The organism is Niveispirillum sp. BGYR6 (assembly GCF_027568365.1).
Taxonomy (GTDB): domain Bacteria; phylum Pseudomonadota; class Alphaproteobacteria; order Azospirillales; family Azospirillaceae; genus Niveispirillum.
Genome location: NZ_JANLNL010000001.1, coordinates 627,000 through 653,004, shown reverse-complemented (window position 1 = coordinate 653,004; position 26,005 = coordinate 627,000). Strand labels below are relative to the sequence as shown.

Here is a 26,005-nt window from a genome sequence, read left to right as displayed (position 1 = left end):
GCCCATGAACGCCGCACCCCCCGCCAATATCCAATCCGTTCTGGACCATCTTGATGCCGGCCGGCCCGATCAGGCCGAAGCGGCACTGGCCGGCCTGCTGGGGGAGGGGACGCCGGCCCCCCTCTGGGGGCTGGGCGGGGTGGTGGCGGCGGGGTTGGGCCGGTATCGGCTGGCGGCCGACCGCTTCGCCCAGGCCCTGCGGCTGGCCCCGGATCAGCCCAACCATAGCGCCAATCTGGCCGGTGCCCTGGTGAAGCTGGGTCGGCTGGCCGACGCCGAACAGTTGTTGCGGCAAGTGCTGGAAAAACATCCCGCTCATCCGGGCGCGGCGGCAACATTGGGGGCGGCCCTGCATGGCCAGGGGCGTTTTGCCCAGGCCCGTGCCTTTCTGGAACAATCGCGGGCCATGCGGCCCGACGATCCGGCCCTGCTGGTCAGCCTGGGCACGGTGGCCAAGGATCTGGGAGACCTGTCCACGGCGATCAACGACCTGCAGCGGGCGGTGCAATTGGCGCCCGGCGATGCCACGGCGCGGTGGAATCTGGCCGTCGCCCTGTTGACCGCCGGCCGCTGGCGGGAGGCGTGGCCGTTGGTGGAGGCGCGCCGCCACCACCCGGATTACGCCCTGGCCAGCCATGCCGGCCCCGCCTGGACCGGCCAGCCGCTGGCAGGGCGCACCCTGCTGGTCCATGCCGAACAGGGGCGCGGCGATGTGCTGCAACTGGCCCGGTTGCTGCCGGCGGTGGCGGCTTGGGGCGCGCGGCTGGTGGTGGAATGCCAGCCGGAGCTGGCCCACCTGATGGCGCGTGTGCCCGGCGTGGCCCAGGTGGTGCCGCGCGGCACGCCCGTGCCCGCCTATGATCTGCAATGCGCGATGATGAGCCTGTGCGGCCCGCTGGGGGTGGAGGCGGACAAGGTGCCGGGCCCCGCCATCTGGCTGTCGCCCGACCCGGCCGAACAGGCCGCCTGGGCCGACCGGCTGGAAGGGCCGGGCCTGCGGGTCGGCCTGTGCTGGGCGGGCCAGCCCGCCAACCCGGTGGATGCGCGCCGGTCGCTGCCCTTGGCGGCGCTGCACCCGTTGGCGGCGGTGCCGGGCGTGCGTTTTGTCTGCCTGCAACAGGGGCCGGCGGCGGCCCAGGCGGCGGATTGGCCGGGCGGAATGGTTCAGGCCGACCTGCCGGATTTCGCCGCCACGGCGGCGCTGGTGGCCAATCTGGATCTGGTGATCAGTGTTGATACGGCCGTGGCCCATCTGGCCGGCGGGCTGGGCCGGCCGGTCTGGTTGCTGAACCGTTTTGATGGCTGCTGGCGCTGGCTGAAGGACAGGCCGGATTGCGGCTGGTATCCCGGCCTGCGCCAGTTCCGCCAGCGTGTGCCGGGGGACTGGTCCTATCCCATTTCCCTGCTGGCTGCCCGGCTGCGGGCACAGGCCAGCCGATAGCCGTTACCACCCTGAGACGATAGCGCTTTGCCCATGATGACGCCCGTAACCTTCACCACCCCGCAGCAGCAGACCATCACCCTGCGGCCCGCCGCCCATCCGGCTGATGTCGACCGGGTGGTGCAGCTTGGCAACCAGATCCATCAGGACCATCAGGAACATCCGGATGTGTTTCACAGCCGTTTCGCCCTGTTCCCCCAGGGGCTCTGGCTGGCGGAGCGGGAGGATGGGCGCTTGCTGGGCTATGCTGTTTCCCATCCGCTGGCGCTGAATGCCAGTGTGCCGCTGGATATGGTGCTGACCGGCCCCCTGGCGCGCGATGTGCTCTATATCCACGATGTCGCCACCGACCCCGCCGCGCGCGGCCTTGGGTTGGGGAAGAAGCTGCTGGAGCGGCTGATTGCCGTGGCGCAGGCGGAGGGGATTGGCCAACTGGCGCTGACGGCGCTGGATGGGCTGGCCCCCTATTGGGCGCGTTTCGGTTTCGTGGAAACGGATGTGCCGGCGCTGCGGGCCAAGCTGGCCTCCTACGGTCCTGGTGCGGCGTATATGTTGCGGGCCTTGTAGACGGCGATCCGGTCCAGCAGGGCGCGCGCCACGCGGGGGGCGCCCTGGCCGTCAATACCGGCGATGCGGCGCGACAGGTCCGACCGTGCGGGCAGATCAGCCCAAAGGTGCAGGCTGTTTTCCGTCACCGCGTCGGCAGCATCCGCCTTGTCCATCCCCCGCGCATCCAGCACGGCGGCCCAGCCGCGTGTGCGGGCATCGGCGGCGGCGGCGGCCTGATTATCCACCACGGCGACCAGCAGGCAGGGCGTGGCCAGGGCAGCCATTTCCGCCACCGTGCCGCCCCCGGCGGTGATCGCCAGCCCGCAGCCGGCGATCAGCCGTCCCATTTCCCGCGTATCCACATGCAGCGCCACGGCGGGAAAGCGCGCGGCGGCGGCACGGCAACAGGCCAGCGCCGGATTGCTGCCCCCCACCACCACATCCAGCCCCACATCATCGGGCAGCAGCGGGGCCAGCCGCTTGATCACCGGTACGGTCAGCCCTACCGGATCAGACCCGCCAAAGGTGACCAGGATTCGGGTGCGTTCCGCCAGGGCCGTCCGGGGTGCGCTGATCCGGTCGCGGATTTCCCGCCGGATCAATACATGCGCATCCCCCAGCAGCAGCTTCGCCCCCGGTGCCAGCCTGTCATAGGGCAGGGTGTGCGCCTGTGGCGATGGATTCCAGACCAGATCGGCGAACAGGGGCCGGTCGGCCAGATCATCCAACGCCAGCACCGGCCCACCCGCCTGCCGCATCGCCGCCCGCCAATCCGCATCCAGCCAGTAGCTATCCACCACCAGGGCCTTGGCCCCGATGCGGCGGTACAGCGCCAGCATGTCGTCGGCGTCCTGGGCGGGGTCGATCAGGTGGTGGGCGATACCGTCTGCGGCCAGCCGGTCGCGCAGGGATGGGGTGATGCGGCTGCCGCAAAAGGCCGCATCGGCCCTCAGCTCCCGCAACGCTTCGACCAGCGCCAGACAGCGCATGACATGGCCGGTGCCGATGTCGGGCGCGGCATCGGCGCGGATCAGCACCAGGGGTGGGGGCGTCGGGGTGGCGGTCATGGACATGGGTCCAGTATGGCCAGCGCCCAAGCCCTTGGAAAGGCTTTGCATCGGGAGTGGGCGCGGGTGCATCCTGTGCCGGTCATGGCCTTCACGATCCGCAACCGCACCCTGGAACAGATCGCCCGCCGCGCACTGGCGGATTGGCGCAACCTGCCCTATGACCTGCTGCCCTTGTCCGGCGGTCCGGCGCGGCGCTACTGGCTGGCCCGGCTGGCGGCCCTGGCCTGCCCGCGCAGCCCTCAAGCGCCCGACGATCCGCGCGCCCTGGCCCTGCTGGAACAGTTGGAAGATCGCGGCTGGACGGAGCCGCTGGGGCTGGTCAGCCCCGAACAGGCGGCGTTGATGCGCCAGGCCCTGCAGGCTCAACCCTGCCACGATCCCTATCGCCCGCATCTGGGGGATTTCCCGCCCGACGCGGTGCCCAGCCCGGAAACCAATATGGGTTATTACCGGGTCGACCAGTTGCTGGCCGTGCCGCGCCTGTTGGGAATTTTCAATCATCCGCTGGTATTGCGGGTGGCAGAGCTTTATCTGGGCTGCAAGCCCACCATCGATAATATCGGCGGCTGGTGGTCCTTTGCCGGGCGGGATGCCGCCAAGGGCACGCAATGGTTCCACCGCGACTGGGACAATATCCGCGCCATCAAGCTGTTCATCTATCTGACCGATACCGGGCCGGATGATGGGCCGTTTGAGTTTGTTGAGGCCTCCCACCGCGATGAACGGCTGGTGGAGATCAACCGGATGGACGATGAAAAGGTCGCCCAAACCATGGCGGACCTGCCCTTGCGCCGTTTCACCGGGGCGGCGGGGATGGTTTTTCTGGCCGATACGTTCGGCGTGCATCGCGGCTTGTTGCCGCGCGCGCAATCCCGGCTGATGGTGACGGCGCAATATGGCATCTGGCGCACCCCCTTCACCCCGCCACAGCCGATATTGCCCCGCCAGCCGGGGTTGGACCCCTATATCAACCGGGCGGTGATGCGATGAATGCCGATATCGCCGTCCTGGAAGCGGAACTGTCCCGCCGGCTGGCCGCCTATCGTGCCGGCCGCGATTGGCGGGTGCTGGAGGAGCCGGCGGCCGCTGCCCTGGACCTGACGGGTCGCCCGGTCGCCCTGTTGGGGGCTGGATCGGTGCTGGCCCAACCGTTTGTGGCGGCGGCACTGGCGCGGCTGGATGTGCGGCTGCTGGTGGATAATGTCCGCATCGGCCAGATCAGGGACGGCCATGTCATGGCCGGTGATGCCGCCCTGGCGGCGGTGGCTGCGGCGACACCGGGGTTGATCGCCGTCACCTGTGCCGCCGGGGAAGGGGGCATGGCGCATTTCACCCGGCTGGCCCACAGGCTGGGGCTGCCGGTGCTGGGCCTGTTCCAGGCGATGCGGCGGCTGGACCTGCACCATATTGCTGGCGATGCGGCCCTGATCGACCATGCCGATCCGGATCGGCTGGTGACGGCCCTGGACCGCATCGCCGCAGCAGGCTGGTTCCAGGATGCGGCCAGCCGGGCCACCCTGGCTGGGCTGGCGCTCTATCGCCTGTCCTGGGATGATCGCTGGCTGGCGGGCTTGCGCGATCCGGGCGGGATATATTTTGGCAGCGATGCCCTGGATGTGGGGCCGGATGAGGTGATGGTGGATGGGGGTGCCCATACGGGCGACAGTATCGCCGATCTGGCCCGCCATACCGGTGGGCGCTGGCGTTCCGTCCATGCGTTTGAACCCGACCCCGCCAATGCCGACAAGCTGGCGGCGGCCTGGGGCGGGCGGGCCGATGTGATATTGCATCGGGTCGGCCTATGGCGGCAGAGCGGGGAACTGCGCTTTAACGGGGCCGGCCAGTCCGGCAGCGCGCTGGCCGACGATGGTGACATGCTGGTGCCGGTGCGGGCGCTGGATGATCTGGATATCGGCCCGGTCAGCCTGATCAAGCTGGATGTGGAAGGGGCGGAAGCGGCGGCCTTGCAGGGGGCGGCGACGACGATCCGCCGCCATCGCCCGAAACTGGCCCTGTCCGCCTATCACCGCGCCGGCGATCTGGCCGATCTGCCGGCGTTGGTGGACGATATCCTGCCGGGCTATCATTTCCGCCTGCGCCACCATGGCGCGGCCTGGTTCGACAGTGTGATCTATGCCACCTGGGAAGGTGGCAGCGGGAAGGGGGACGGGCGATGAAATCGGTCATCAATGGGGTGCGCATCGCCGGCATCCGCACCGTGGTACCGCGTGAACGCCATTCCTATGTTGAGGAGCCCGGCATCTTCACGGCGGAGGAGGCGCGCAAGCTGCACGCCAGCATCGGCGTCTATGAAAGGCGCGTGCTGCCCCGGCCCTGGTGCGCGTCGGACATGTGCCGTGCGGCGGCAGAGGGGCTGCTGGCCCAACTGGGCTGGGATCCCGCCAGCGTGGATGTGCTGATCTTTGTCAGCCAGGATGCGGATTATGTGCTGCCGGTCACGGCGGCGGTGCTGCAGCACCATCTGGGCCTGTCGTCGGGTGCCGCCTGTTTTGATGTGACACTGGGCTGTTCCGGCTTTGTCTATGGCCTCTGGATGGCGGGGCGGCTGCTGGGCGGGCAGGTGAAGCGGGCGCTGGTGCTGTGCGGCGACAATTCCACCCGTTATCTGCACCCCGAAGACAAGGCCACCCTGCCGCTGTTCGGCGATGCCGGCTCCGCCACGGCGCTGGAACTGGATGAAGGGGCAAGCCCGATCCGGGTGGCGCTGGGCACCGATGGGGCGGGGGCCAAGCATATTTTCGTGAAAGCGGGTGGCAAGCGCGATTGCCTGATCCCCAGTGACCCGCCCAAGTCAGAGGCGGAGATGCAGCGGCTTTACCGCGATGCCCGCCTGCAATTGAACGGGGCGGAGGTTTTCACCTTCACCCTGCGCGCTGTGCCCGGCTTGCTGAAAGAGGCCCTGGCCGATGGTGGCATCACCACCGATGACCTGGATTTCCTGGTGCCGCATCAGGCCAACAAGATGATGCTGGAGCATATCCGCAAGAAGGTTGGCTGTGCGGCAGACAAATACATCATCGATATGGAGAAATTCGGCAATACCAGTAGCGCCTCCATCCCCTTGGCCATCTGTTCCCGGCTGGGCGGGGAACTGGCGGCGGGGCGGAAGAAACTGCTGATGGCGGGGTTTGGGGTGGGCTGGTCCTGGGGCACGGTGCTGGCCGATATCGGCCCCATCCCGGCCCCCACCCTGGCCGAACTGCCCGCCGATTATCCGGTGATGGAGGTGGGGTGAGGGCTGCCCCCGTGCAACTGCCCGCCGAACCCTTCCCCTGGCCGTTCGACGGCCCTGCCTATCGCATGGCGATGGGCTTGCGCACGCTGGCGCCGGCGGACTGGCTGTCGCCGGATGCCGCCTGGCCAGGGCAACTGGCCCGCCGGGCCGACCTGTTGCGACAACGCAAATGGGATGTGCTGGCCCTGATGCCAGAGGCGAAGGCAGCCGCAGAGGAGTTGCTGGAACTGCTGTTCCAGCAACTGGCGAGCCAGCATTCATCATGGTTCCAGCGCCAGGGGGCAGGGCTGTTTTCCGCCATCGGCGGGGCCGTGATGCAGCCGGCGGATTTTGACCATCCGCTGCATCTGCTGGGCCATCTGCTGCCCGATGATCTCTGTCTGCTGACGCCATCCGCCGGGGGCTGGCGGCTGACCGGTGGGGTGGTGTGCTTTCCATCGCACTGGCTGTTGCCGCACAAGCTGGGCAAGCCGCTGCCCGGCATTCACCGCCCGGTGCCGGGCTATGATGCCACGCTGGCCATGCCGGTGGACCGGTTCTTTGACAGCCTGACTCCTGGCCGCCTTGTCTGGCGGGCCAATTGGGGCCTGTCCGATGATGCGGACCTGTTCCAGCCTGGCGGCCCCCGCCCACCCCTGGCAGATGGGCCGGTGACGGTGGAGAATGCCGGTCAGCGCCTGTTCCTGCGGGTGGAAAAACAGACGTTGCGGAAACTGCCCGGCAGCGGTGCCGTGTTGTTCACCATCCGCACCCATCAGCGGGCGCTGGCGGCGCTGACTCTTGAACAACAGGCCCATTTTGCCACCATCCTGCGGTCGGTGCCGGATGATGTGGCGCGCTATAAGGGCCTGGATCGGAACGGGCCGCTGGCGCTGGGCGCTTTGGGTTAGGACGGCTTCGCCTCCTGCGTCGCCTCGATCAGCGTGGTGCCTACCGGGGATACCGTCATATTGACGAACTGTTCCTTTTCCACCGGTGCGGCGCGGCGGCTGATACGATAGGCCCCCCAGACGGCCACCAGCCCCTGGGCCAGCACTACCAGCCAGGGCAGGCCGTTGCGCCCCATTGCCTCCATCATGGCCCCACCCAGCAGCGGCCCCAGCGCCATGCCGGAACCCTGCACGATCAGCAAGCCCCCGGAAGCGGCAATGAATTCCGTGGGATGCACGCTGTCATTCACATGGGCCACGACCATGCCATAGGTGGGCAGCACCACCCCGCCAAAGGCGAAGACCAGAAAGAACACCCAGCCCGGCGCCATGCCCTGCGGCAGAAACAGCATCATGGCGGCCAGCAGCAGGGCGGAGGCCAGCGCCACGATGATAACCAGCCGCCGCCGGTCCATCCGGTCGGAAAGAAAGCCCAGCGGCCAGGTGGTGGCAAAGGCCCCCAGGATGGCACAGGCCATGAACAGGGCAATGCCCTGATCATCAAACCCCGCCTGCTGGGCGTAAAGCGGCCCCAGCGCATAAAAGGCCCCGGTGCTGATGCCGCAGAGGAAAGCCGCCACCAGCCCGAAGGGCGATTGGCGGTAGAGGTGCCGCAGATTGGCCCGCGTCCGCGCCCCCACCTCTGCCGGGGCCTGCGATTTGGACAGCGCCACCGGCACCAGGGCGATAGAGATGATCAAAGAGACACAGGCGAACAGCATGAAACCGCCCGGATCGGCCAGCGGCAGCAGCATCTGGCCACCGACGGCGGCGATCAACCCGGTCATGGAATAGATGCCCAATATCTGCCCGCGCACGGCAGGTGTGGCCGACGCATTCAGCCAGCTTTCCACCGACATCAACAGGCCCGCAAAACACAGGCCCGTCACCATGCGGAAACCGATCCAGGCGACCGGGTGCACCAGCATCACATGCAGCAGCGCCGACGCTGAGGCCAGGGCAGCCAAGGCGGCGAAGGTACGGATATGGCCGACTGACTGGATCAGTGTGCCTGCCGTCAGCGATCCCAGTACCAGCCCGATGGAAAAGCCGGACCCGATCAGCCCCACCTGGGTGGGGCTGAATGCCTCCAGCCCCCCGCGCACCGCCAGCAAGGTGCCCTGCAGGTTATTGCCCAATTGCAGCAGGCCGAAGCCCAGCAACAGTGCCGCCAGCGTGGCCAGCGTTCCCATCAGACCGGATCGCATCGCCCTTCTCCATTGTGCATCCTGACAGGATGAACACATGAGGCGACGATTCCGCACAGGCGAAGGGCTAGAATTTGAGTGGCCAACGCCGGGCAGTATGAATTATCGTGATGATGTCAATGAAGTCACCATTGATTCTGTAAACTATAATATAAGGTATTTCGCTTATTATCAGTTCCCTTGTTCCTGCTCGCCGCCCCTTTCTGCCTATATTCGGTAAACGTTTCAGAGCATGGGCCTGTTCATGTAAGAGATTGAAAATCTTTCTGGCCGCAGCAGGGTTTTCCTGAGCAATATATGATTCTATGCCGATCAACGCTTTCAGCGCGTTTTCAGTCCATCTCAGGCGCATTATTTCGCCAGCGTTCCGTCGTTGAACCGGGCAAAGAAGCCCTCAACCACCGCATCGCTGACAAAACGTCCAGCATCCGCATCGGCAATGCCGGCTTCGATGCTGGCGATAATCAGGGCTTCTTCATCCAGATAAAATTGCAGTGCCTTTTCGGCCAAGGCTTCGGGACGCACATCAAGCCGGTGGGCCAAGGCATCCAGTTTGGCACGGGTACTTTCTGACAGATGCAGGGTCATCGTGGACATTGGCACGCCTCACCAGGAGCATGAAGAATAGGCTGTCATTGATAATGGCACCCCGTCAGCCCCGTTACCAGACCCGCCCATCCATATCCGCCATCAGGCCGAAACGGTGCCGGATGGCGAACCAGTCATCCGCCAGCATCTCAAACAGATGCACATCACGCGGCACGCCATTTTTTACCGCGTGCGCGCGCAGCACGCCGACATGGCGATAGCCTAGCAGCGTCTGGCCCTTATGCACGCGCTCGTTATCGGCGAAAATCTGGTTCACCAGCTTGCGCAGGCCCAGCGTGTAGAAACAATGGTTCAGCACTGGCGCGAAGTTCAGCGCGCCGATGCCCGTACGCCCGCGCCGGTCGCCCATATAGGTGCCGATGCTGCCCACCCCCCAAAGCGGTTGGGTGATGGTGATGCTGGTATAGCCGACATCCACCCCATCCACCTGGATGATGCGGTGGTGATAATCATTGCGGGCGTTGCAGCGCTCGATCCAAGCGCGCTGCTTGTCCAGATCATCATCAATGTCGGTGAAGCTGTTGGATGTCACCTCCGGCAACCGCCGCCAGGCCAGCAGCATCACCGCATCGTCCTGCACCGGTTGGCGGAAGGAAAGGGCGGCGGGTATCGCATTCATGCCGTGCGGCCCCCGTCGACTACCATGGATGTGCCGGTGATCCAGCGGGCGGCATCGGACAGCAGGAAACTGATCGCATGGGCCACATCGTCGGGGTGGCCGAAGCCCAGCGGCTGCAGCTTTTCCAGATGTTGAATCTGCTCTGCATTCAGCTTTTCAAAGCCGCGTTCGATCAGTTCCGTCATCACGATGCTGGGCACGACGCAATTCACCCGGATGGCATCGGGCAGCAATTCCGCCGACAGTCCCTTGGTGGCAGCAATGATGCCCCCCTTGGCAGCGGCATAGACGACATTGGCCGGCGAGGCCGCCGTGGCGGCGGTGGAGGAGATATAGACAAGGCTGGCCTTGTCCGCCTTCACCCCCTTCTGCCGCAACCCCTTGGCCAGCGCCAGGGCAGCGCCCAGGTTGGTGCGCATCACCTGTTCAAAGAAATCCGCCTGGAAGATGCGGATGGGGCGCAGCGTCTGGATACCGGCGCAATGGGCGATGCCGTCAAACGGCCCCGCCTGCTTTGCCTGATCCTTCATCCAGGCCGGAATGGCATCAATATCCGACAGGTCGAAGGCGGCGGCCCGGTGCCCGTCGCCGGCCAGGGCCGCCAGCGTATCGCCAAGCCGGGCTTCATCCCGCCCGTTTACGGTCAGCCGCGCGCCCAGGCGCGACAGCATGATGGCCGTCGCCCGCCCGATCCCCGCCGACGCCCCCGTCACCAGCAGGTGACGGCCACTCATATCCATGGGGTTGATGATGGCGGGCATTGGGGGGCTTTCCTTCTATCCATGCACTCTCAATAACTTAGCCCCGCAGCCCCCCGCCTGTCCATTCAGGCCGGCAGTTCCTCCGTATCCACATCCGCCTGCGCCGCATCATTATAGCGGGGGCCGTGGATATTGGCCGGTGCGAACAGGGCACCGGCACGGGCCAGCACATCCGCCGACACGTTCAGGCCCGATGCCCCCACATCATCGGTCAGATGCTCCAGGCTGGTGGTGCCGGGCAGGGCGATGATATGCGGGGCCTTGTGCAGCAGCCAGGCCAGCGCCAATTGCGCCATGCTGGCCCCGGCCTCGCGCGCCAGGGTGGCGAAATCGGCCAGCAATGCCTGATTGGCGCTGAAGTTCGGCTCGACAAAGCGGGGCATGGTGCGGCGGATATCCTGCGGGCGCAGCGCCGTGGGGTCGGGCACGCCGCCAGCCAGGAAGCCACGGCCCAGGGGGGAGAAGGCGACAAAGGCCGTGCCCAGTTCGCGGCAGGCATCCAGCACCGCTACCTCCGCATTGCGGGTCCACAGCGAGTATTCTGTCTGGACCGCGATGATCGGATGCTCGGCATGGGCGCGGCGCAGGGTGGCGGCGGAGACCTCCGACAGGCCGATACCCCGGATCTTGCCTTCGCGGATCAGGTCGGCCAGGGCGCCGACGCTTTCCTCCACCGGGACCGCACGGTCCCAGCGGTGCAGATAATAAAGGTCGATCACATCGGTGCGCAGGCTGCGCAGCGCCTGTTCACAGGTCTGGCGCAGGGTGGCCGGCCGGCCATCAATCACACGCTTGCCGTTGATCGCCGTCATGCCGCATTTGCTGGCCAGCATGAAACGCTGGCGATGGGGGCTGAGGACGCGGCCCACCAGTTCCTCATTCAGCCCGCCGCCATAAAGCGCGGCTGTGTCGAAATGATCCACACCCAAATCGAGCGCGCCCACCAGCACCCGTTCCGCCTCCGCATCGCTGACGGGCGGGCCATAGGCATGGTTCAGGTTCATGCAGCCCAGGGCGATCTCGCCAATCTGGAACGGGCCGATGCTGCGCTTCTGCATGGGGCTTTATCCTTGGAAATCCAGCGATAGGGGTTTGTTATGATGTGTAACCGTTGGTCGGCGGAATTTCCAGCCTCGCCCGTCCTTTATCCTGGAATGGCATAGGTGCCGGTGGCGTGCGCCACCGGCTCGCCATCACCCTCGGAATGGATCAGCACTTCGCCATAGGCCAGCTTACGCCCCAGTTTCAGCAAACGCGCCTCCCCCAGCAGGGGGCGCAGCGGTGGCTTGCGCAGGAAATTGATCGTCATATTGCTGGTGACAGCCAGCGGCACGGCACCGATCCGGCTTAACACCGCGCCATACAGCGCCACATCGGCCAGCGCGAACATGGTGGGACCGGAAATGGTACCGCCGGCGCGGCTGGTCTCCGGCCCGGCGGCCACATCCATGGTACAGCAGCCGTAACCAAGGCTGCGCACGGCGAATCCGCCTTGCCGCACCTGTGGCATATGTTCATCCAGCAGGGCGATGAATTCCTCCCGGCTGATGGCGGGCTGTGGCTTGTGCATTCCGATTCCTCCCTGTTTTTCCAGAATGATAGGCCGGGGAGAGAAACAGATCAGCCGCGACCTTTGGCCTGATCGATTCCATCTGTGCGCCGTGCCTCAGCGCAGCTATCTTTCCCAACGATAAAGCGGGAAGCCGGTAAAACCGGACCCATCCACGGGGAATACCAACAGGAAACATTTCATGAGCGATCAATCTTCGCCCGCCCTGGGCTTCGAGACGCGGGCCATCCATGCCGGGGCCGCCCCGGATGAGGCGACCGGCGCCCGCGCCACCCCGATCTATCAGACCAGCTCCTTCGTCTTCGACGATGTGGAAGACGCAGCCGCCCTGTTCAATCTGCAAAAGGCCGGCTTCATCTATTCCCGCCTGACCAACCCGACGGTTTCCGTGCTTGAAGGCCGGCTGGCCGATCTGGAAGGCGGGGCGGGGGCCACCTGCACGGCGTCGGGCCATTCGGCGCAGATGCTGGCCTTGTTCCCGCTGTTGACGCCGGGCGATGATTTTGTCGCCTCGCGCAAGCTCTATGGCGGCACGCTGAACCAGTTCGCCAACAGCTTCCCGCGCGCATTTGGCTGGAAATGCAGCTTTGTCAGCGGTGACAGCGCGGATGATTACCGCCGTGCCATCACCCCCCGCACCAAGGCCATCTTCATTGAAAGCCTAGCCAATCCCGGCGGCATCGTCAGCGACATTGCCGCCATCGCCAAGGTGGCGGAGGAAGCGGGCATTCCGCTGATCGTCGATAATACGCTGGCGACCCCCTATCTCTGCCGCCCCATTGAACATGGCGCCACGCTGGTGGTGCATTCCACCACCAAATTCCTGACCGGCAATGGCACCTCGGTCGGTGGTGTGGTGATCGACAGCGGCAAGTTCGACTGGTCGCAAGGGGGCCGCTTCCCGGCCCTGACGGAGCCGGAGCCCGGCTATCACGGCCTGCGTTTTGCCGAAACCTTCGGCCCGGCGGCCTTTACCGTTTACGGCCATGCCATCGGCCTGCGTGATCTGGGGCCGTCCATGGCGCCCTTGAACGCCTTCCTGGGCATTCTGGGCACCGAAACGCTGGCCCTGCGCATGGAACGGCACTGCGCCAACGCGTTGAAGGTGGCGGAATATCTGGTGGCCCATCCGGCGGTGGCCTGGGTGAATTATGCCGGCCTGCCCGACAGCCCCTATAAGGCACTGGCGGACCGTTACCTGCCCAACGGGGCCGGGGCGATCTTCACCTTCGGGCTGAAGGGCGGCTATGAAGCCGGTGTGAAGCTGGTGGAATCGGTCAAGCTGTTCAGCCATCTGGCCAATATCGGCGATGCCAAATCGCTGATCATCCACCCGTCCAGCACCACCCACCGGCAATTGACGCCGGAAGGGCAGGTGGCTGCCGGGGCCGGGCCGGATGTCATCCGCCTGTCCATCGGTCTGGAAAGCGTGAAGGACATTATCGCCGACCTGGAACAGGCTTTGGCTCAGGTGGGGTAAAATAAAATAGGACGGGGCGTGTCCGGCGCCCCGCCCATCCCCTTACCCCATTGTATGTTCGATCAGGATCTTGGCGCCCAGGGCGACCAGCCCGATGCCACCGATTCCCACCGCCCAGCGGCCAAACAGCGGGCCGACGGCACGGCCCAGGAACACGCCGGCCGTTGACAGACCGAAGGTGACGGCACCAATCACCAGGGCGCTGACAAAGACCGGGCTGTCGAACAAGGCCAGCGGCACGCCCACGGCCAGCGCATCGACCGAGGTGGCGAATCCGGCGACGAACAGGGCGGAGAAGGTCAGCTTCATGCCGGTCTCCTGGCCCTCGTCGGCTTTCAGCGCCTCCCAGACCATCCGGCCGCCGATCAGCAGCAGCAGGCCGAAGGCGATCCAATGGTCAACGGCATCGATGATGTCGGCGAAGGCCAGCCCCAGGGCAAAGCCGATCAGCGGCATCACCATCTGAAAGCCGCCGAAGACGGCGCCCACGGTCAGGGCGGCCCCCCAACTGGGGCGACGCAGGGCGGCACCTTTGCCAAGGGCAGCGGCAAAGGCATCCATGGCGAGGCTAAAGGCCAGCGCAACCGTGGTGGAAGCGATCACAATAAAATATCCGGGGGCCTGGGGTGAAGCCGAGGCGCAATGCCACCCCCAGGCCACGTCAGGGGCGGATGCGCCATCGGTCTCGTCGAACGGTTCCGGCCAAGGAACCATCGTCCGCGCCACAGGTCCGGGCTGAAGATTGTGCCGAACCTGAGTCTGTTGACGCGGACACCGCCCGGCGGGGGCCAGGGCGGCGGACTACTCCCCAATTGCGAGCCCGGTATAGGGGCAGCTTGCCGTCAAGGTCAAGCCCTGATCCCGCGCCTGCGAGCTTGGCGACCGGCTGATGGTCAGCAACCGGCCCGCACCAGCCACTCTATATAAGGGGGGTTGCCGCCGCTGATGGGCAGTTCCAGGATACAGGGCAGGTCATAGGGGTGCAGGGTGCGGACGCGGTCACTGACCTGGGTGACGCGCCCGGCAGAAGCCTTGATCAGCAGCACGCATTCCTCCGCCTGCTCCACAGTTCCTTGCCAGCGATAAAGGCTCTCCATACCCCGGAGGATATTGACGCAGGCCACCAGACCTTCCTCCACCAGCGCACGGCCGATCCGGCGCGCCGTCTCCTGGTCCGGGGTGGTGACATAAAGCAGAAATGCATCGGTCATGGGCTGGCTCCGTCAGGGGATGGCGCGGGCCACCATTTTTACCCTGGATGCGGAAAATTTCGCCGTCGCAGCCTAGAAAAATCGGGGCAAAGGGGGCTGGGAGGCGCAAAAAATGAAATAAAGTGATTTAATATCAATGACTTAAAAAAAATTACGATTTTCAGTGATAGAAACGTTGCATCCTGGAAACTCGATGGATATAGTCCGCGCCCGAACGCCGGCTGGTTCAACCGACGGTGTTCGATCGAGAGGTCGGAGCGTGGCGCAGCCTGGTAGCGCACTAGACTGGGGGTCTAGGGGTCGCAGGTTCGAATCCTGTCGCTCCGACCATTCTCTCGGGTCACGGAAACTAGAAAACGTGACGATATGCGAAAAGGCGCCTTCCAACCGGAAGGCGCCTTTCGTGTTTTTACCTTTGCTCAGGGGATGACTGCAACTTGGGCTTGACCCCTGGACGCTGCTTGCACACCATGCCGCCCGGTTAATTTAAGGGGATGGGCGCAGATGGATAACAGGGATTGCCTGCTGCCAATGGCAGGCTGGGTTCGTCATCAGGTTCAAGAAGATCCGAGCGCCCTCAGCAAGCTAGGGCCCCTGTTGAAGCTTCGTTTACGGGCAGGTAATTCACCGGATGTTGAAGTCTTGGTGGTTTTCGATACCGCCTCGCCCGTCACGCGGCTGGCTCCTGCTCTGCTGCGCCGTATTGTCGGCCACGGGGCGTTTCAGGGCGAGCCGGTCGGGATCTTGACCTTCCACAATGGAATGCAGGTGCGGATTCCGCTGCTCAGCGATCCCGCACTGGCCTCCCCCTATGAGGTCTCCCTCGGGCTCGACCTGCTGCGGCATATGCGTCTGGTGCTCGACTTTACTACCGGGAATTGGGAGTTCCATATTCCCAGCGGTCGCTGATCGGCGGATCACCAGACGCGGCGGCCGCCCGCGATCAGGGCTTCTTCTTCATTTCATTCACCACGGCGCCGGCGCCGGCGCCGACCACGCCGCCGGCGACAGCGCTGCCGACGCTGCCGCCCAGCACGGCGCCCGCACCAGCGCCAATCAGCGCCCCGCTGGCGGCCCGCTGTTCCATATTATTGCCGCAGGCGGAAAGCAGCAGCGAAGCGGTGATGACCGCCGCGGCGCCAAGCGCCATCTGGTTACGCATGGTGATCTCCTGTTCTGTTCAATACCGCGCCCCGCCTGCATAACGGCGCCAGGGCCATCGGGTTCCCGCAGGTGCAGGCGATGTCACGGGGCATTCATGCATTGGCAACATGGGTGCAGCAAACCGGCGGCCCGGAAAGACGGAGAAAAATATCCATTGAATCAAAGGGTTTGTGAATAAGGTATTATAATACCTTTTCGCAGCACCTTGTCAGAACAGCATTTTTTGCTTGCGTCTGGGGGCCATTGCCCGTAAACAACCCTCCGCTTCGGTGCCACCCCGGTGGGTGGCGCCTTCATCCGTATAAGCCCGAGTGCTCCGATGAAGACCTTTAACCTGAAGCCGTCCGAGATCGAGAAGAAGTGGATTCTGATCGATGCGGAAGGCGTAGTCCTGGGTCGTCTCGCCAGCCAGATCGCCATGATCCTGCGCGGCAAGACCAAGCCCACCTATACCCCGTTCCTGGATTGCGGTGACAATGTCATCGTGATCAATGCCGAGAAGGTCGTCCTGACCGGCAACAAGCGTAACGATGCCATGTTCTACTGGCACACTGGCTTCCCGGGCGGCATCAAGGGCCGTTCCGCTGGTCAGATTCTGGACGGCCGCTTCCCCGAGCGCGTCATCCTGAAGGCCGTTGAGCGCATGATCCCGCGCGGCCCGCTGGGTCGCCGCCAGATGACCAACCTGCGCGTCTATGCCGGTGCGGCTCACCCGCACGAGGCCCAGTCGCCGGTCGTCCTGGACATCGCCGGCCTGAACGCCAAGAACAAGCGGAGCGCCTAATATTATGGCCACCATCAACAGCCTCGCTGATCTGAAGGCCGGCGCTTCCGCCGCCTCCGTCGTCGCTGCCCCGGCCGCTCCGGCCGAGCCGAAGCTGGACGCGTTCGGTCGCGCCTATGCCACCGGCAAGCGCAAGAACGCCGTTGCCCGTGTGTGGGTGAAGCCCGGTACCGGCAAGATCACCGTGAATGGCCGTGAGCTGGCGGTTTATTTCGCCCGCCCCGTGCTGCGCATGATGATCAACCAGCCGTTCCAGATCACCAGCCGCGTCGAGCAGTTCGACATCGTCGCCACCGTGTCCGGTGGTGGTCTGTCGGGTCAGGCCGGTGCGCTGCGTCATGGCATCTCCAAGGCCCTGACCTATTTCGAGCCGGGCCTGCGTCCGCCGCTGAAGGCCGCTGGTCTGCTGACCCGCGATTCTCGTGTTGTTGAGCGTAAGAAGTACGGTAAGGCCAAGGCCCGTCGTAGCTTCCAGTTCTCCAAGCGCTAATCGCGTTTGGTCCCGGTTCGCCGGGTTTGTACGGAGAAAGGGCGCTCCCCAGACTGGGGGCGCCCTTTTTCTTTATCTTTATCCGGAAAGCGCCGTCCGTGCGCCCTGCCTCTTTCGCACAGAATTTGGCAAATGCGGTTCTAACGACCTGTGATTGTCTGCTATTGTCTCTGCCTCGATCAGGGGAGACGCTTGCCATGGCGGAGCATCGGAACGGCAACATCACGATTGTCGCCGGTCTGCCCGAAGCCACGGGCCCGGTGCCCGATACGCAACGGATGAGCCTGTCCGGCAAGCAGATGCTGGCCTTCCGCCTGCGCAAACAGGGTTGGAGCTATCGCCGGATTTCCGATGCCCTGGGCATCAGCTATCAGCAGGTGCTGGATTGGCTGGAGGCAGAGGGGGCGTCCCCCCCTGTTCCGGTCAGCATGACCCATACCAGCGTGACAGTCAGGCTGGCCGCTGCCAACCAGCCCCATTCCGATATTGCGCCGCTTGCCGCCCCTTCCGCCCCACCCCCGTCCGTAACGGTGGAACTGCTGGAGCGGTTGGACAGTATTGCCGCTGAACAACGCGCACAGGCCGCCGCGATTGCCGGGCTTGAACGTCGATTGATTGATGTTGTGAAGGCGGAGGCAAAATCGTTGGGGAAGCGGATTGCCGACGCCATCAAAGGTGTCCGTAAGCCGGACGGCCGCGCCTGATTATTTGTAACATCTTTGTCTTATTGGCTTTTTTCCCTTTGCGCAGTGAACCCATACTTTTGGTCATAGTCATAATTTGTAGCGCAAAGGGATATAGACGTAGTAGTCTATATGGTGGAAAAGCGGTTAACGCATAAATGATAATGTCGTGGCGGGGGGGCGTGTGAACCTGTTTACTGACAAAAAATATGGATATTTGCGCCCGATTTTTTTGGCGATTCCATGTTTATTGTCGGGCTGTGGCTCTGATCTACCACATATAGAGACGCGCCGGATTGAAGTCAGCGCCGCACCGGAAGCCAATATGGATTCACCGGTCGCGGTTGATCTGGTTTTTGTCATGGACGCGGACGCGCTGCAAGGCGTTGCCAGCCTTTCCGCCGCCCAATGGTTCAAGGATAAGGGCCAGTTGCTGCTGGCCTATCCCACCGGGTTGCGGGTCCGCTCTTTTGAGCTGGTGCCGCGCCGGTCGCTGGCCTACCCGCTGGCCTCGGCGGATGAGGGGGTGGCGGCCCTGGTCTTCGCCCATTACCCCACACCCGGCACCCATCGCGCCCGGGTGGACCGTTTGAAAAGCGTCAATGTACGCCTGGGGCGCAATGCCTTCACCATAGAGTCGGGACAATAGCAAGATGGCTGGCGAGAACGGCAAGATCATCGCGGCCCCGCCTGTTCCCGATCCGGTGCAGTGGCATGAGGGGATGCTGCTGCAGCCCCACCATTTCCAGCAATCCTGGCTGCGCCAGGATGCCTTGCTCCAGTTCCATCTGTCCCGAATCGCCCCTTTCGCCCATGGGGTGGTGCGGATGGAGCTGGATCGCGGGGCTTTGTCGGCCGGGCGTCTGCGCCTGCTGGCGGTGGAGGCAGTGCTGCCCGATGGGCTGCTGATCCGGCATGATGGCGCTGATGATCGGCTGGAAATGGACCTGCCGCCCTTGAAGGACCGGCTGTCCAGCCCGCAGCGGGTGCATCTGGTGCTGCCGAAATACCAGCCCGGTTCGGCCCGGCCCGATGATGATCTGGCCCGCTGGCGCTCCCGCCCTGGGGAGAGCGCGGTGGATGAGAATACCGGCAGCCACGCCGAACCAATTCCCCGGCTGCGCCCGGCCCTGCGCCTGCGGCTGGAGGATGACCTGCCCCCCGGCATGGTGTCACTGCCCCTGCTGGAGATCGAGTTCAAGAATCAGACCTTCCAGCTGACCGATTATGAGGCACCCAGCGCCGTGCTGTCGCCGACCAGCGCCCTGTTCCGGGAGGGGCGGGCGCTGGTTGCCAAGCTGCGGGAAAAGGCCAGCTATGTGGCGGAAGCCCAGGGTGGGGAGCTGGATCGGGCAGAGGCCCGCCAGACCGTGCTTTGTCTGGTGGCGGGCCTGCCCCTGCTGGAGGGGTTGCTGGGGCTGCCGGCCCTGCACCCGTTGGAACTGTACAAGGCCCTGCTGAATGTCATGGGCCATGTCTCCATCCTGCGCTCCAGTCTGGTGCCGCCGCTGACCGAACCCTATGACCATCTGGACCCGCGCGGCTGCATCGGCCGGCTGCTGGCAGCGGTCGATCTGGTGCTGGATCATGTCGCCCAGGCCTTTGCCGCCATGACGTTCGAGCCGGTGCAGCATGGTTTCCGCCACCGGATTGAGGAAAGCTGGCTGACCGGCGAACTGATTGTCGGTCTGCGGCTGAAGCCGGGCCAGAAGGCAGACGACGCCGCCGACTGGATGGAGGCGGCCTTGATCGCCACGGAAAAACGGCTGGACGAGCTGGGCGTCTATCGCCTGCGCGGGGCCAGCCGCCGGGCCTTGTCGGCGGAGGAGGCGAGCGCCTTCGCCGCCAGCCGCGATGTTATGCTCTATGCCGTCGCCTGCGATGATTTTGTTGCCGCTGGCGAACCCCTCTTCATCGTCAATCCGCTGGATCGCGCCGGGCTGCGGCGCCCGGCCGATATTCTGCTGTTCATCCCCAACGGGCCGGGCACATGATGAACCGCATGATGCTGAACCGGACCGAGGAGAGGCGGCCGCCCCCGGCGGGTGGCCCCACCCTGTTGGACCAGTTCCGCGTTTTTCATGCTGAACTCTCGGGCGTGCGTGACGCCCTGGCGCTGAGTGACCGGCTGGCCGGGGAAGGTCAGCCGGGGCCGCAGCCGGCCGATCTGGCGGTGCGCATCAATCGCCGCCTGCACCGGGTGCTGGATGGTCAGGCGGCCAGCGCCCAGCGTGGCGGCGGCAGCTTTGCCGCCATGCATTACCGCGAGGCGCAATATCTGATGGCCGCCCTGGCCGATGAGATCCTGTTGCAGGAGAAGGAGTGGCAGGGGCGGGAATATTGGATGGATAATCTGCTGGAACTCTCCCTGTTCGGCAGCCGCGTGGCGGGCGAGCGGGTGTTCCAGAATCTGGATCGTCTGCTGGCCGACCCGATGCCCGATCCGGAGATGCTGGCGCTTTATCTCTGCGTTCTGTCGCTGGGTTTCCGGGGGCGGTACTGGCGCCCGCAGGATAACCAGCAGCTGCGCCATTATCGGGCGGTGCTGTCCGAACGGCTGGAAGATGCGCGGGGGGAGGGGCGTCGGCAGGAACCCGCCACATTGCCCCGGCTCTGCCCCACCGCCTATACGGCCACGGTGGCGCGGGATGTGGCGGTGAAGCTGCCGCATCTGCGCCCCTATATTGTCGGCTTCGCGGTGCTGCTGGCGCTTTATACATTGCTGGCGCATGGCCTGTGGATGGAACGGACGGCCCGGCTGGATGCGCTGACCGTGCCGGAGGCGGTGACGACACAACCGGTCAAGACCGCCCCCACGCAGGCGGTTCCCCCCAGCCCGGCCGCGGGGGCGCGCTGATGGCGGGCTGGCTGATCGCACATGCCGGATGGGTGGCGGCGGGCCTGTTGCTGGTGGCCTTGCTGGTGCTGGCACTGATGCTGCTGGCCCTGCAACGCAGCCTGCGTGAGGCGCGGGGGCTGGCCCAGCAGCAGCCTTTGCTGGAGCCGGGGGCGGTTGACGGGGCGCTGGTCAATGGCGGTTCGGCCCAGCCCACCATGCTGGCTTTCCGCACCAGCTTGAAACGTCTGGCCGATCAGGCGGGGGTGCGCTCCCCCTACACGCTGCCCTGGGTGCTGCTGCTGGGCGACCGGGGGGCGGGCAAGACGACGCTGGCCCGTGCCGCCGCCATGCCAAGGCTGTTGCCGGAAAGCGATACCCCGGCCGGGGAAGATGCCACGCTGCATTGCTATGAAAATGGCATCCTGATTGATGCGGCCGGCCGCGCAGCCCTCAGCCCCGATGGCCGGCCGGCGGTGAATGATCAATGGCGCCGGCTGATGCGCGCCCTGCAATGGTACCGGCCGCAGCGGGGGCTGGACGGGGTGATCCTGGCCATTTCCGCTACCGACCTGATGGGCGCGCAAGCCCTGGGCACGGAAATGCTGGCCATCAAGGGCGATGCCTTTCAGGCCCAATTATGGGATCTGCAGCGCCGGGTGGGCCTGCGCCTGCCGATCTATGTCGTGGTCACCCAGTGTGACCATATTCCGGGTTTTGCCGCCTTTTGGCAGGCTGCTCCGGCAGGTGGCACCGGCACCATGTTGGGCTGGGCCACCCCGCGCGCCACCGACCATATGTTCGATGCCGCCGATGTTGATCAGGCCATTGCCGATGTCTCGGCCGCCCTGTGGAACCATTATGTCGATGCGGCGGCCGGCCTGGACAATCCGGCCGATCCCGATGGCATGTTCCGGTTCCCCGGGGAGTTCCCGGTTCTGGCCGCCCCGTTGAAGACCTTCCTGTCGCGGGCCCTGCGGGCGGCGGCTTTCCAGGAAACCCATTTCCTGCGAGGTATCTGGTTCACCGGCGCGGCCGAGCCGGTGGAGGCGGGCGACCTGCTGGCGGTGCCGGCGGCGGGGGGCAGCCCGCTTTCCAACGCCTTGACGGCGCTGCGGCCGGGTACGCCCGGTCTGGTCACCACGGCCGGGAGCCATGCTGCGATTGCCAGTGCTGCCCCCCGCCTGCTGTTCGTCACCGATCTGCTGGCCGACAAGGTATTTGCGGAGAAAGGCTTGGCCCAGCCGGCCCGCACCGGGCTGGTCGCCCGGACCCGCACCAGCCTGATCGCCCAGTCGGCCCTGGTGGGCACAACCCTGGTTCTGGCGGTGGGACTGTTCATCGCTGACCAGTGGCTGCAACGCACCGTGGCAGAGGTGGAGCCGCCCTTGGCCCTGATCCGCCAGGAACTGGCCCAGCAGGCGCATGGGGGCGATAATGGCTTCCGCAGCGAAGCGGCCCACCGCCTGTTGACCGATTTTGAGGCCATCGGCCGTTCCTGGCTGATCTTCCCCTTCATCCCCTCTTCCTGGGATGGCCGCACCGATGCCGCCGTCTCCCGCAGTTTCGGCCAGGGGCTGGATCATCTGGTGCTGAAGGCGCTGCGGGCGGAGCTGGAGCGTCGTTACACCTTGCTGCGCGATGTGCCGCCCATCGCCCCTCTGTCAGAGAATAATAACCACCATCTGTCGGGTGCGCCGGATGTGGAGGCGATGGCGGCCTATCTGCGCAAGGTGGAGGGGCTGGATCGGCTGGCGGCGGAATATGCTGCTGCCAACAAGGGATCGGTGGAGAAGCTGGCCAATTTGTCCAACAGCCTGTTCGGCACCCGGCTGGATGGCAATTTTGCCCATAATGCCGGTCTTTATCTGCGCGGTCTGCATCAGGTGCATATCCCGCCACTGTCGCCTGACCATGCCCGGCAGGTGAAATCCACCCTGGGCGTCCTGGCGGAGGGGTTGACCCGCCGCATCGGCTCGGAAGGGGACATTGTTGAACGCGTGCGCCGGCTGGCCGACGCGGTGGCCGATGTCAAGCAGCCGCGCAAAGGCCAGGATATTGGCCAGCGGATGCAGGATCTGGCCGCCAGTCTGGTGGATGTGCGGCGGATGCTGGACGATCCGGGCCTGCTGTGGCTGGCCAGCGACGATATCACCACCAGCCCCGCCATTACCGATCTGATGGCCATGATGGCCACGGATTCCGTGGGGGCGGAGGTGCGCAACCAGTTTGCCGCCGGCATCCGGGATGCCCATAAGGCCCTGGTAAGGCAGTTGCTGGAATTTTCCGATGGGGATGGCGAACGCATCCTGGTGCGCTCCGGCAGCGGGGCCGGCTTCCGCCTCAATGATCATCTCCATGCCCTGTCGGACCATTTCCAGCCTGCCCTGAACCGGCCCTTCATGCGCGAACATCCGCGTGTCTCCCTCTCCATGCCGCCGGCGGCCGGGTCGGGACAGGTGATGAGCTGGGATCCGTTGGCTCTGGCGGAGGTGCTGAAGACCTATCGCAGCTATGAGGAGTTCCGCGCCGTCGACCTACCGCGCATTCCCGCCGATTTCCAGAGTGCGGTGGACCGGATGGGGCGGCAGCGTCTGGAAGACAGTCTGCGCAACCATCTGGTCGCCGCCCAGAAGATCGACCGCAGCAGCGAGCGCTTCCAGGATTTCGGGGAATCGGCCCTGACGGCGGAGGTGACCGATCTGCGCCAGGTTTCCGAACAGCTGATCGCCATCCTGTCCGTCCTGTCGCAGAACCGGCTGGATGATCTGCATGACGAGCTGCGCCGGGTCATGCGTGCCCATGCCGGGGGCCTGCTGACGGAACTGGACGAGCTGACCACCATGGAGAGCTTTTACGAGCCGGTGGACGGGTTCGCCAACTGGGATGGGCATGGCAGTGCGGCGGAGGCCGGTTTTTATGCCGCCGACGATGTGGCCATGGCCCAGTATCTGGACAATATGCGCGGCCGGCTGGAGCATCTCTGGAATAATCTGGCGGCCCCGCTGGTGGATATGATCAGCCGGAATGAACTGGGCAGCGGCTGGCAGGACGGGGCGACCCTGTTCTATTGGCAATCCATCGGCCAGGGGCTGCAGCGTTATGCCGCCAAGGCACCGGGCAACAGCCTGACAAATCTGGAAAGCCTGCTGCGCGTGGATTTGCCCAGGCTGCGGCTGGATGAATGTGAAGAGAAACTGGCCGGTAGCAGCGGCGGTCCGGGTGACTTCTTCCAGCAGCGGGCTGCCGCGATCCGCGCGGCGCTGCTGGACCGCTGCCGCACCTTGCAGGGGCAGTCGGTGAATACCGATTATGCCGGGCTGGCGGAAACGTTCAACCGCACCCTGGCGGGCCATTACCCCTTTGTCACCGGCAGTGAGCGGCTGGATGACGACCTGCCGGAAGCCGATCCGGATGATGTTGTGCGCTTCCTGCGCGATTACGCTGCCAATGGGGAGCGTCTGCGCAAGGCGATGGCCAACCGGGCCCAGCGCGACCGGCAATTGGCGCCGGTGGTGGAGTTTCTGGCCCAGATGGATCAGGTGCAGGCCTTCTTGGCCCCCCTGGTGCCGACGCTGGAGGGGGCGGGCACCTACAAGGTGGCGGCGGAATTCCGCGTCAACCGCCCGCGCGAGGTGGAGGCCAACCAGATCATCGAATGGGCCCTGCGCATCGGCGTGCAGGAACTGCAAACCGGTGATGAGGCCGGCAGCATCGGCTGGCGTCCCGGCGATCCGGTCAGCCTGCGCCTGCGCTGGGCCCGTGATGGATCGGTGCTGCCGCAACCGGCCGGCGACCAGCCCTATGTCGATGGGCTGACGGCGACCTTTGCCTATGAGGGGCGGTGGGCGCTGCTGCGTCTGCTGCAAAGCCACCGGGCCAGTTTCCAGGATTTTGGCCAGGGCGGCGACCGCCAGCCGCATACGCTGCGCTTTGATGTGCCGACGGCACCCATGGTGGTGCGTGATCTGCCGGGCGGGCCGCGACCCGGCCAGCCGACAGGGGAGGCGCGGATTTTCGTCCGCGTGGCGCTCAGTTCCGACGCGCCGGCGGCGGAACCTGGCAAGCCGGCGGTGCGCCGTCGGCACGTGCTGCCAACCTTTCCGGCCAAGGCGCCGACACCGGCCGGCATTCAAGGGGGGGATATGTGATGGTCAGCATCCGCGATGCCAACAGCCTGCTGGATATGGATGCACTGCTGGCCCCCATTCCCGGTGGCGACCCCAGCGGGGAGGATATCCGCTATGGCGGCGAATATGACCTGATCAAGGAAGCCCGGCGGGAGGAGATCGACCTGCCGCAGGGTGTGTGGAAGGCCGACCGCAAGCGGGCCGACTGGGCGGAGGTGATCCGCCTTGCCAGCGCCGTGCTGGCCGACCGCTCGAAGGATCTGCAGGTGGCGGCCTGGCTGTGCGAGGCGATGCTGGCCCGCCATGGGGTGCCGGGACTGATCGCCGGCCTGCTGCTGCCGGCCCATCTGTTGAATGGTTTCGGCCATGATTGCCATCCCCGGCCGGATGAAGATGGCGACCTTTCCCGCCGCGCCCTGATTTTTGAGTGGCTGAATGAACGGCTGGTCGTGCTGCTGCTGACCCTGCAGGTGACCAATCCGCCGGCCGACCGGGAGATGGGGCTGACCTTCGGCGATTTCCTCAACAGCCAGCGCCTGCAGACACTGGCAGGGCGGGAGAGCCGGCCGCCGCCGCGTGGCGGCCAGCTGCCGGTGACATTGCAGCTGTTCAACGCCACGGCACGCGCCACGCCCGCCGGCTTTTACCGGGAACTTTATCAGGGGCTGATGGCAGCGCTGGCAGCGCTGGACCAGTTGAAAATTGCCTTGAACGGGGCCCTGGGCGATCAGGCGCCCTCCCTGCATGACCTGTCGCAACGGCTGCATGAAATGGCGCAATGGGTGCTGGTCACCCTGCGTGAACGGGGGGAGGAACCGGCCATGCTGGAGGCGCTGGAACCTGACCCCACGCCCACGGAGGCGCTGAACATGGAAGATGGGGAGGAGCGGGCAGCTGCCCCCGCCGCCCTGTCGCCGGCCAGGGGCATTGCCAACCGGCGCGATGCCTATCGCCAATTATCGGAGATTGCGGATTTTCTGGCCAAGACAGAGCCGCACAGCCCCACCCCCTATCTGCTGCACCGCATCGTGCAATGGCGCGACCTGCCGCTGCCGGCCCTGCTGCTGGAACTCAGCCGGGGCCGCCGCGATGTCGCTGCCATTTTTGAGCTTCTCGGCCTGCCTGAAGAAGGGTAAAGCCGGGCGGAAATGGCATACGATTGCGTATGTCATATGATAATGTAATTTTTGGTTGTTATGGTTCAGTCATCTCCCT

The 26,005-nt window shown here is 65.2% G+C and carries 26 protein-coding genes and 1 tRNA gene; 17 read left to right on the top strand and 10 right to left on the bottom strand.

Translation table 11 applies throughout. The features are described from left to right. Positions 1–4 precede the first annotated feature (4 nt). Positions 5–1,441, top strand: a complete 1,437-nt coding sequence (locus PCJ49_RS02745) for a tetratricopeptide repeat protein (RefSeq protein WP_269909601.1) — start codon at positions 5–7, stop codon at positions 1,439–1,441. 33 nt (positions 1,442–1,474) lie between these two features. Continuing rightward, a complete protein-coding gene (locus tag PCJ49_RS02740) occupies positions 1,475–2,008 on the top strand; it encodes a GNAT family N-acetyltransferase (RefSeq protein ID WP_269909600.1) in 534 nt (177 codons plus the stop codon). On the opposite strand, the gene pseG is transcribed toward PCJ49_RS02740, so the two are convergent. Then, on the bottom strand, positions 1,969–3,057 hold the full coding sequence (gene pseG, locus PCJ49_RS02735) for a UDP-2,4-diacetamido-2,4,6-trideoxy-beta-L-altropyranose hydrolase (RefSeq protein ID WP_269909599.1): 1,089 nt from the start codon (positions 3,055–3,057) through the stop codon (positions 1,969–1,971). The genes PCJ49_RS02740 and pseG overlap by 40 nt on opposite strands. Positions 3,058–3,072: 15 nt before the next feature. Between pseG and PCJ49_RS02730 the strand changes: the two genes are divergently transcribed. The 4 genes from PCJ49_RS02730 to PCJ49_RS02715 are packed head-to-tail and all read left to right on the top strand — an operon-like array spanning position 3,073 to position 7,206. Beyond that, a complete protein-coding gene (locus PCJ49_RS02730; RefSeq protein WP_269909598.1) occupies positions 3,073–4,050 on the top strand; it encodes a hypothetical protein in 978 nt (325 codons plus the stop codon). Continuing rightward, positions 4,047–5,237 carry an FkbM family methyltransferase gene (locus tag PCJ49_RS02725; protein WP_269909597.1) on the top strand — a complete coding sequence of 397 codons (1,191 nt, stop codon included), beginning with the start codon at positions 4,047–4,049 and terminating at the stop codon, positions 5,235–5,237. The genes PCJ49_RS02730 and PCJ49_RS02725 overlap by 4 nt, the downstream gene beginning before the upstream one ends. After that, positions 5,234–6,316 (top strand): ketoacyl-ACP synthase III, encoded by a 1,083-nt coding sequence (locus PCJ49_RS02720; protein ID WP_269909596.1) that lies wholly within the window; start codon positions 5,234–5,236, stop codon positions 6,314–6,316. Before PCJ49_RS02725 ends, PCJ49_RS02720 begins: the two co-directional genes overlap by 4 nt. Continuing rightward, a complete protein-coding gene (locus tag PCJ49_RS02715; RefSeq protein ID WP_269909595.1) occupies positions 6,313–7,206 on the top strand; it encodes a DUF3445 domain-containing protein in 894 nt (297 codons plus the stop codon). The genes PCJ49_RS02720 and PCJ49_RS02715 overlap by 4 nt, the downstream gene beginning before the upstream one ends. On the opposite strand, the gene PCJ49_RS02710 is transcribed toward PCJ49_RS02715, so the two are convergent. The 6 genes from PCJ49_RS02710 to PCJ49_RS02685 all read right to left on the bottom strand — a co-directional run bounded on the left by PCJ49_RS02710 (position 7,203) and on the right by PCJ49_RS02685 (position 12,012). After that, the gene (locus PCJ49_RS02710; RefSeq protein WP_269909594.1) at positions 7,203–8,453 is read right to left on the bottom strand and encodes an MFS transporter; all 1,251 of its coding nucleotides are present in this window, start codon (positions 8,451–8,453) and stop codon (positions 7,203–7,205) included. The genes PCJ49_RS02715 and PCJ49_RS02710 overlap by 4 nt on opposite strands. Before the next feature lie 351 nt (positions 8,454–8,804). Beyond that, entirely contained in the window at positions 8,805–9,050 is a 246-nt protein-coding gene (locus PCJ49_RS02705) for a hypothetical protein (RefSeq protein WP_269909593.1), read from the bottom strand. A 64-nt stretch (positions 9,051–9,114) separates the two neighbouring features. Continuing rightward, entirely contained in the window at positions 9,115–9,681 is a 567-nt protein-coding gene (locus tag PCJ49_RS02700) for a GNAT family protein (protein ID WP_269909592.1), read from the bottom strand. After that, the gene (locus tag PCJ49_RS02695) at positions 9,678–10,442 is read right to left on the bottom strand and encodes an SDR family oxidoreductase (RefSeq protein ID WP_269909591.1); all 765 of its coding nucleotides are present in this window, start codon (positions 10,440–10,442) and stop codon (positions 9,678–9,680) included. Before PCJ49_RS02695 ends, PCJ49_RS02700 begins: the two co-directional genes overlap by 4 nt. 65 nt (positions 10,443–10,507) lie before the next feature. Further along, a complete protein-coding gene (locus PCJ49_RS02690; protein WP_269909590.1) occupies positions 10,508–11,500 on the bottom strand; it encodes an aldo/keto reductase in 993 nt (330 codons plus the stop codon). An 86-nt stretch (positions 11,501–11,586) separates the two neighbouring features. Further along, entirely contained in the window at positions 11,587–12,012 is a 426-nt protein-coding gene (locus PCJ49_RS02685) for a PaaI family thioesterase (RefSeq protein ID WP_269909589.1), read from the bottom strand. Positions 12,013–12,193: 181 nt separating this feature from the next. Here PCJ49_RS02685 and PCJ49_RS02680 point away from each other — a divergent pair, with 181 nt between their 5' ends. Continuing rightward, the gene (locus tag PCJ49_RS02680) at positions 12,194–13,492 is read left to right on the top strand and encodes an O-acetylhomoserine aminocarboxypropyltransferase (protein WP_269909588.1); all 1,299 of its coding nucleotides are present in this window, start codon (positions 12,194–12,196) and stop codon (positions 13,490–13,492) included. A gap of 42 nt (positions 13,493–13,534) precedes the next feature. On the opposite strand, the gene PCJ49_RS02675 is transcribed toward PCJ49_RS02680, so the two are convergent. Beyond that, positions 13,535–14,095, bottom strand: coding sequence for a manganese efflux pump MntP family protein (locus PCJ49_RS02675; RefSeq protein ID WP_269909587.1), 561 nt, complete (start codon positions 14,093–14,095; stop codon positions 13,535–13,537). Between the two features lie 290 nt (positions 14,096–14,385). Continuing rightward, positions 14,386–14,703 (bottom strand): divalent-cation tolerance protein CutA, encoded by a 318-nt coding sequence (gene cutA / locus PCJ49_RS02670; protein ID WP_269909586.1) that lies wholly within the window; start codon positions 14,701–14,703, stop codon positions 14,386–14,388. A gap of 253 nt (positions 14,704–14,956) precedes the next feature. On the opposite strand from cutA, the gene PCJ49_RS02665 reads away from it, so the two are divergent. Next, positions 14,957–15,033 (top strand) — tRNA-Pro (locus PCJ49_RS02665). Between the two features lie 174 nt (positions 15,034–15,207). Further along, positions 15,208–15,612, top strand: coding sequence for a hypothetical protein (locus tag PCJ49_RS02660; protein WP_269909585.1), 405 nt, complete (start codon positions 15,208–15,210; stop codon positions 15,610–15,612). Positions 15,613–15,646: 34 nt separating this feature from the next. Here PCJ49_RS02660 and PCJ49_RS02655 read toward each other — a convergent pair whose 3' ends face one another. Beyond that, a complete protein-coding gene (locus PCJ49_RS02655; RefSeq protein WP_269909584.1) occupies positions 15,647–15,865 on the bottom strand; it encodes a glycine zipper family protein in 219 nt (72 codons plus the stop codon). 321 nt (positions 15,866–16,186) lie between these two features. On the opposite strand from PCJ49_RS02655, the gene rplM reads away from it, so the two are divergent. From rplM to tssA, 8 genes are all read left to right on the top strand, one after another. Further along, positions 16,187–16,651, top strand: coding sequence for a 50S ribosomal protein L13 (gene rplM / locus PCJ49_RS02650; RefSeq protein WP_089287004.1), 465 nt, complete (start codon positions 16,187–16,189; stop codon positions 16,649–16,651). A 4-nt stretch (positions 16,652–16,655) separates the two neighbouring features. Further along, positions 16,656–17,141 carry a 30S ribosomal protein S9 gene (gene rpsI, locus PCJ49_RS02645; protein WP_089287005.1) on the top strand — a complete coding sequence of 162 codons (486 nt, stop codon included), beginning with the start codon at positions 16,656–16,658 and terminating at the stop codon, positions 17,139–17,141. Between the two features lie 197 nt (positions 17,142–17,338). Further along, positions 17,339–17,845, top strand: a complete 507-nt coding sequence (locus PCJ49_RS02640; RefSeq protein ID WP_269909583.1) for a helix-turn-helix domain-containing protein — start codon at positions 17,339–17,341, stop codon at positions 17,843–17,845. Positions 17,846–18,149: 304 nt separating this feature from the next. Then, positions 18,150–18,473 (top strand): hypothetical protein, encoded by a 324-nt coding sequence (locus tag PCJ49_RS02635; protein ID WP_269909582.1) that lies wholly within the window; start codon positions 18,150–18,152, stop codon positions 18,471–18,473. Between the two features lie 4 nt (positions 18,474–18,477). Beyond that, a complete protein-coding gene (tssK, locus tag PCJ49_RS02630) occupies positions 18,478–19,818 on the top strand; it encodes a type VI secretion system baseplate subunit TssK (protein WP_269909581.1) in 1,341 nt (446 codons plus the stop codon). Beyond that, a complete protein-coding gene (locus PCJ49_RS02625; protein ID WP_269909580.1) occupies positions 19,815–20,681 on the top strand; it encodes a DotU family type IV/VI secretion system protein in 867 nt (288 codons plus the stop codon). The genes tssK and PCJ49_RS02625 overlap by 4 nt, the downstream gene beginning before the upstream one ends. Beyond that, a complete protein-coding gene (locus PCJ49_RS02620; RefSeq protein ID WP_269909579.1) occupies positions 20,681–24,811 on the top strand; it encodes a type VI secretion system protein in 4,131 nt (1,376 codons plus the stop codon). The genes PCJ49_RS02625 and PCJ49_RS02620 overlap by 1 nt, the downstream gene beginning before the upstream one ends. Further along, positions 24,811–25,926, top strand: coding sequence for a type VI secretion system protein TssA (tssA, locus tag PCJ49_RS02615; protein WP_269909578.1), 1,116 nt, complete (start codon positions 24,811–24,813; stop codon positions 25,924–25,926). The genes PCJ49_RS02620 and tssA overlap by 1 nt, the downstream gene beginning before the upstream one ends. Positions 25,927–26,005: the final 79 nt, after the last annotated feature.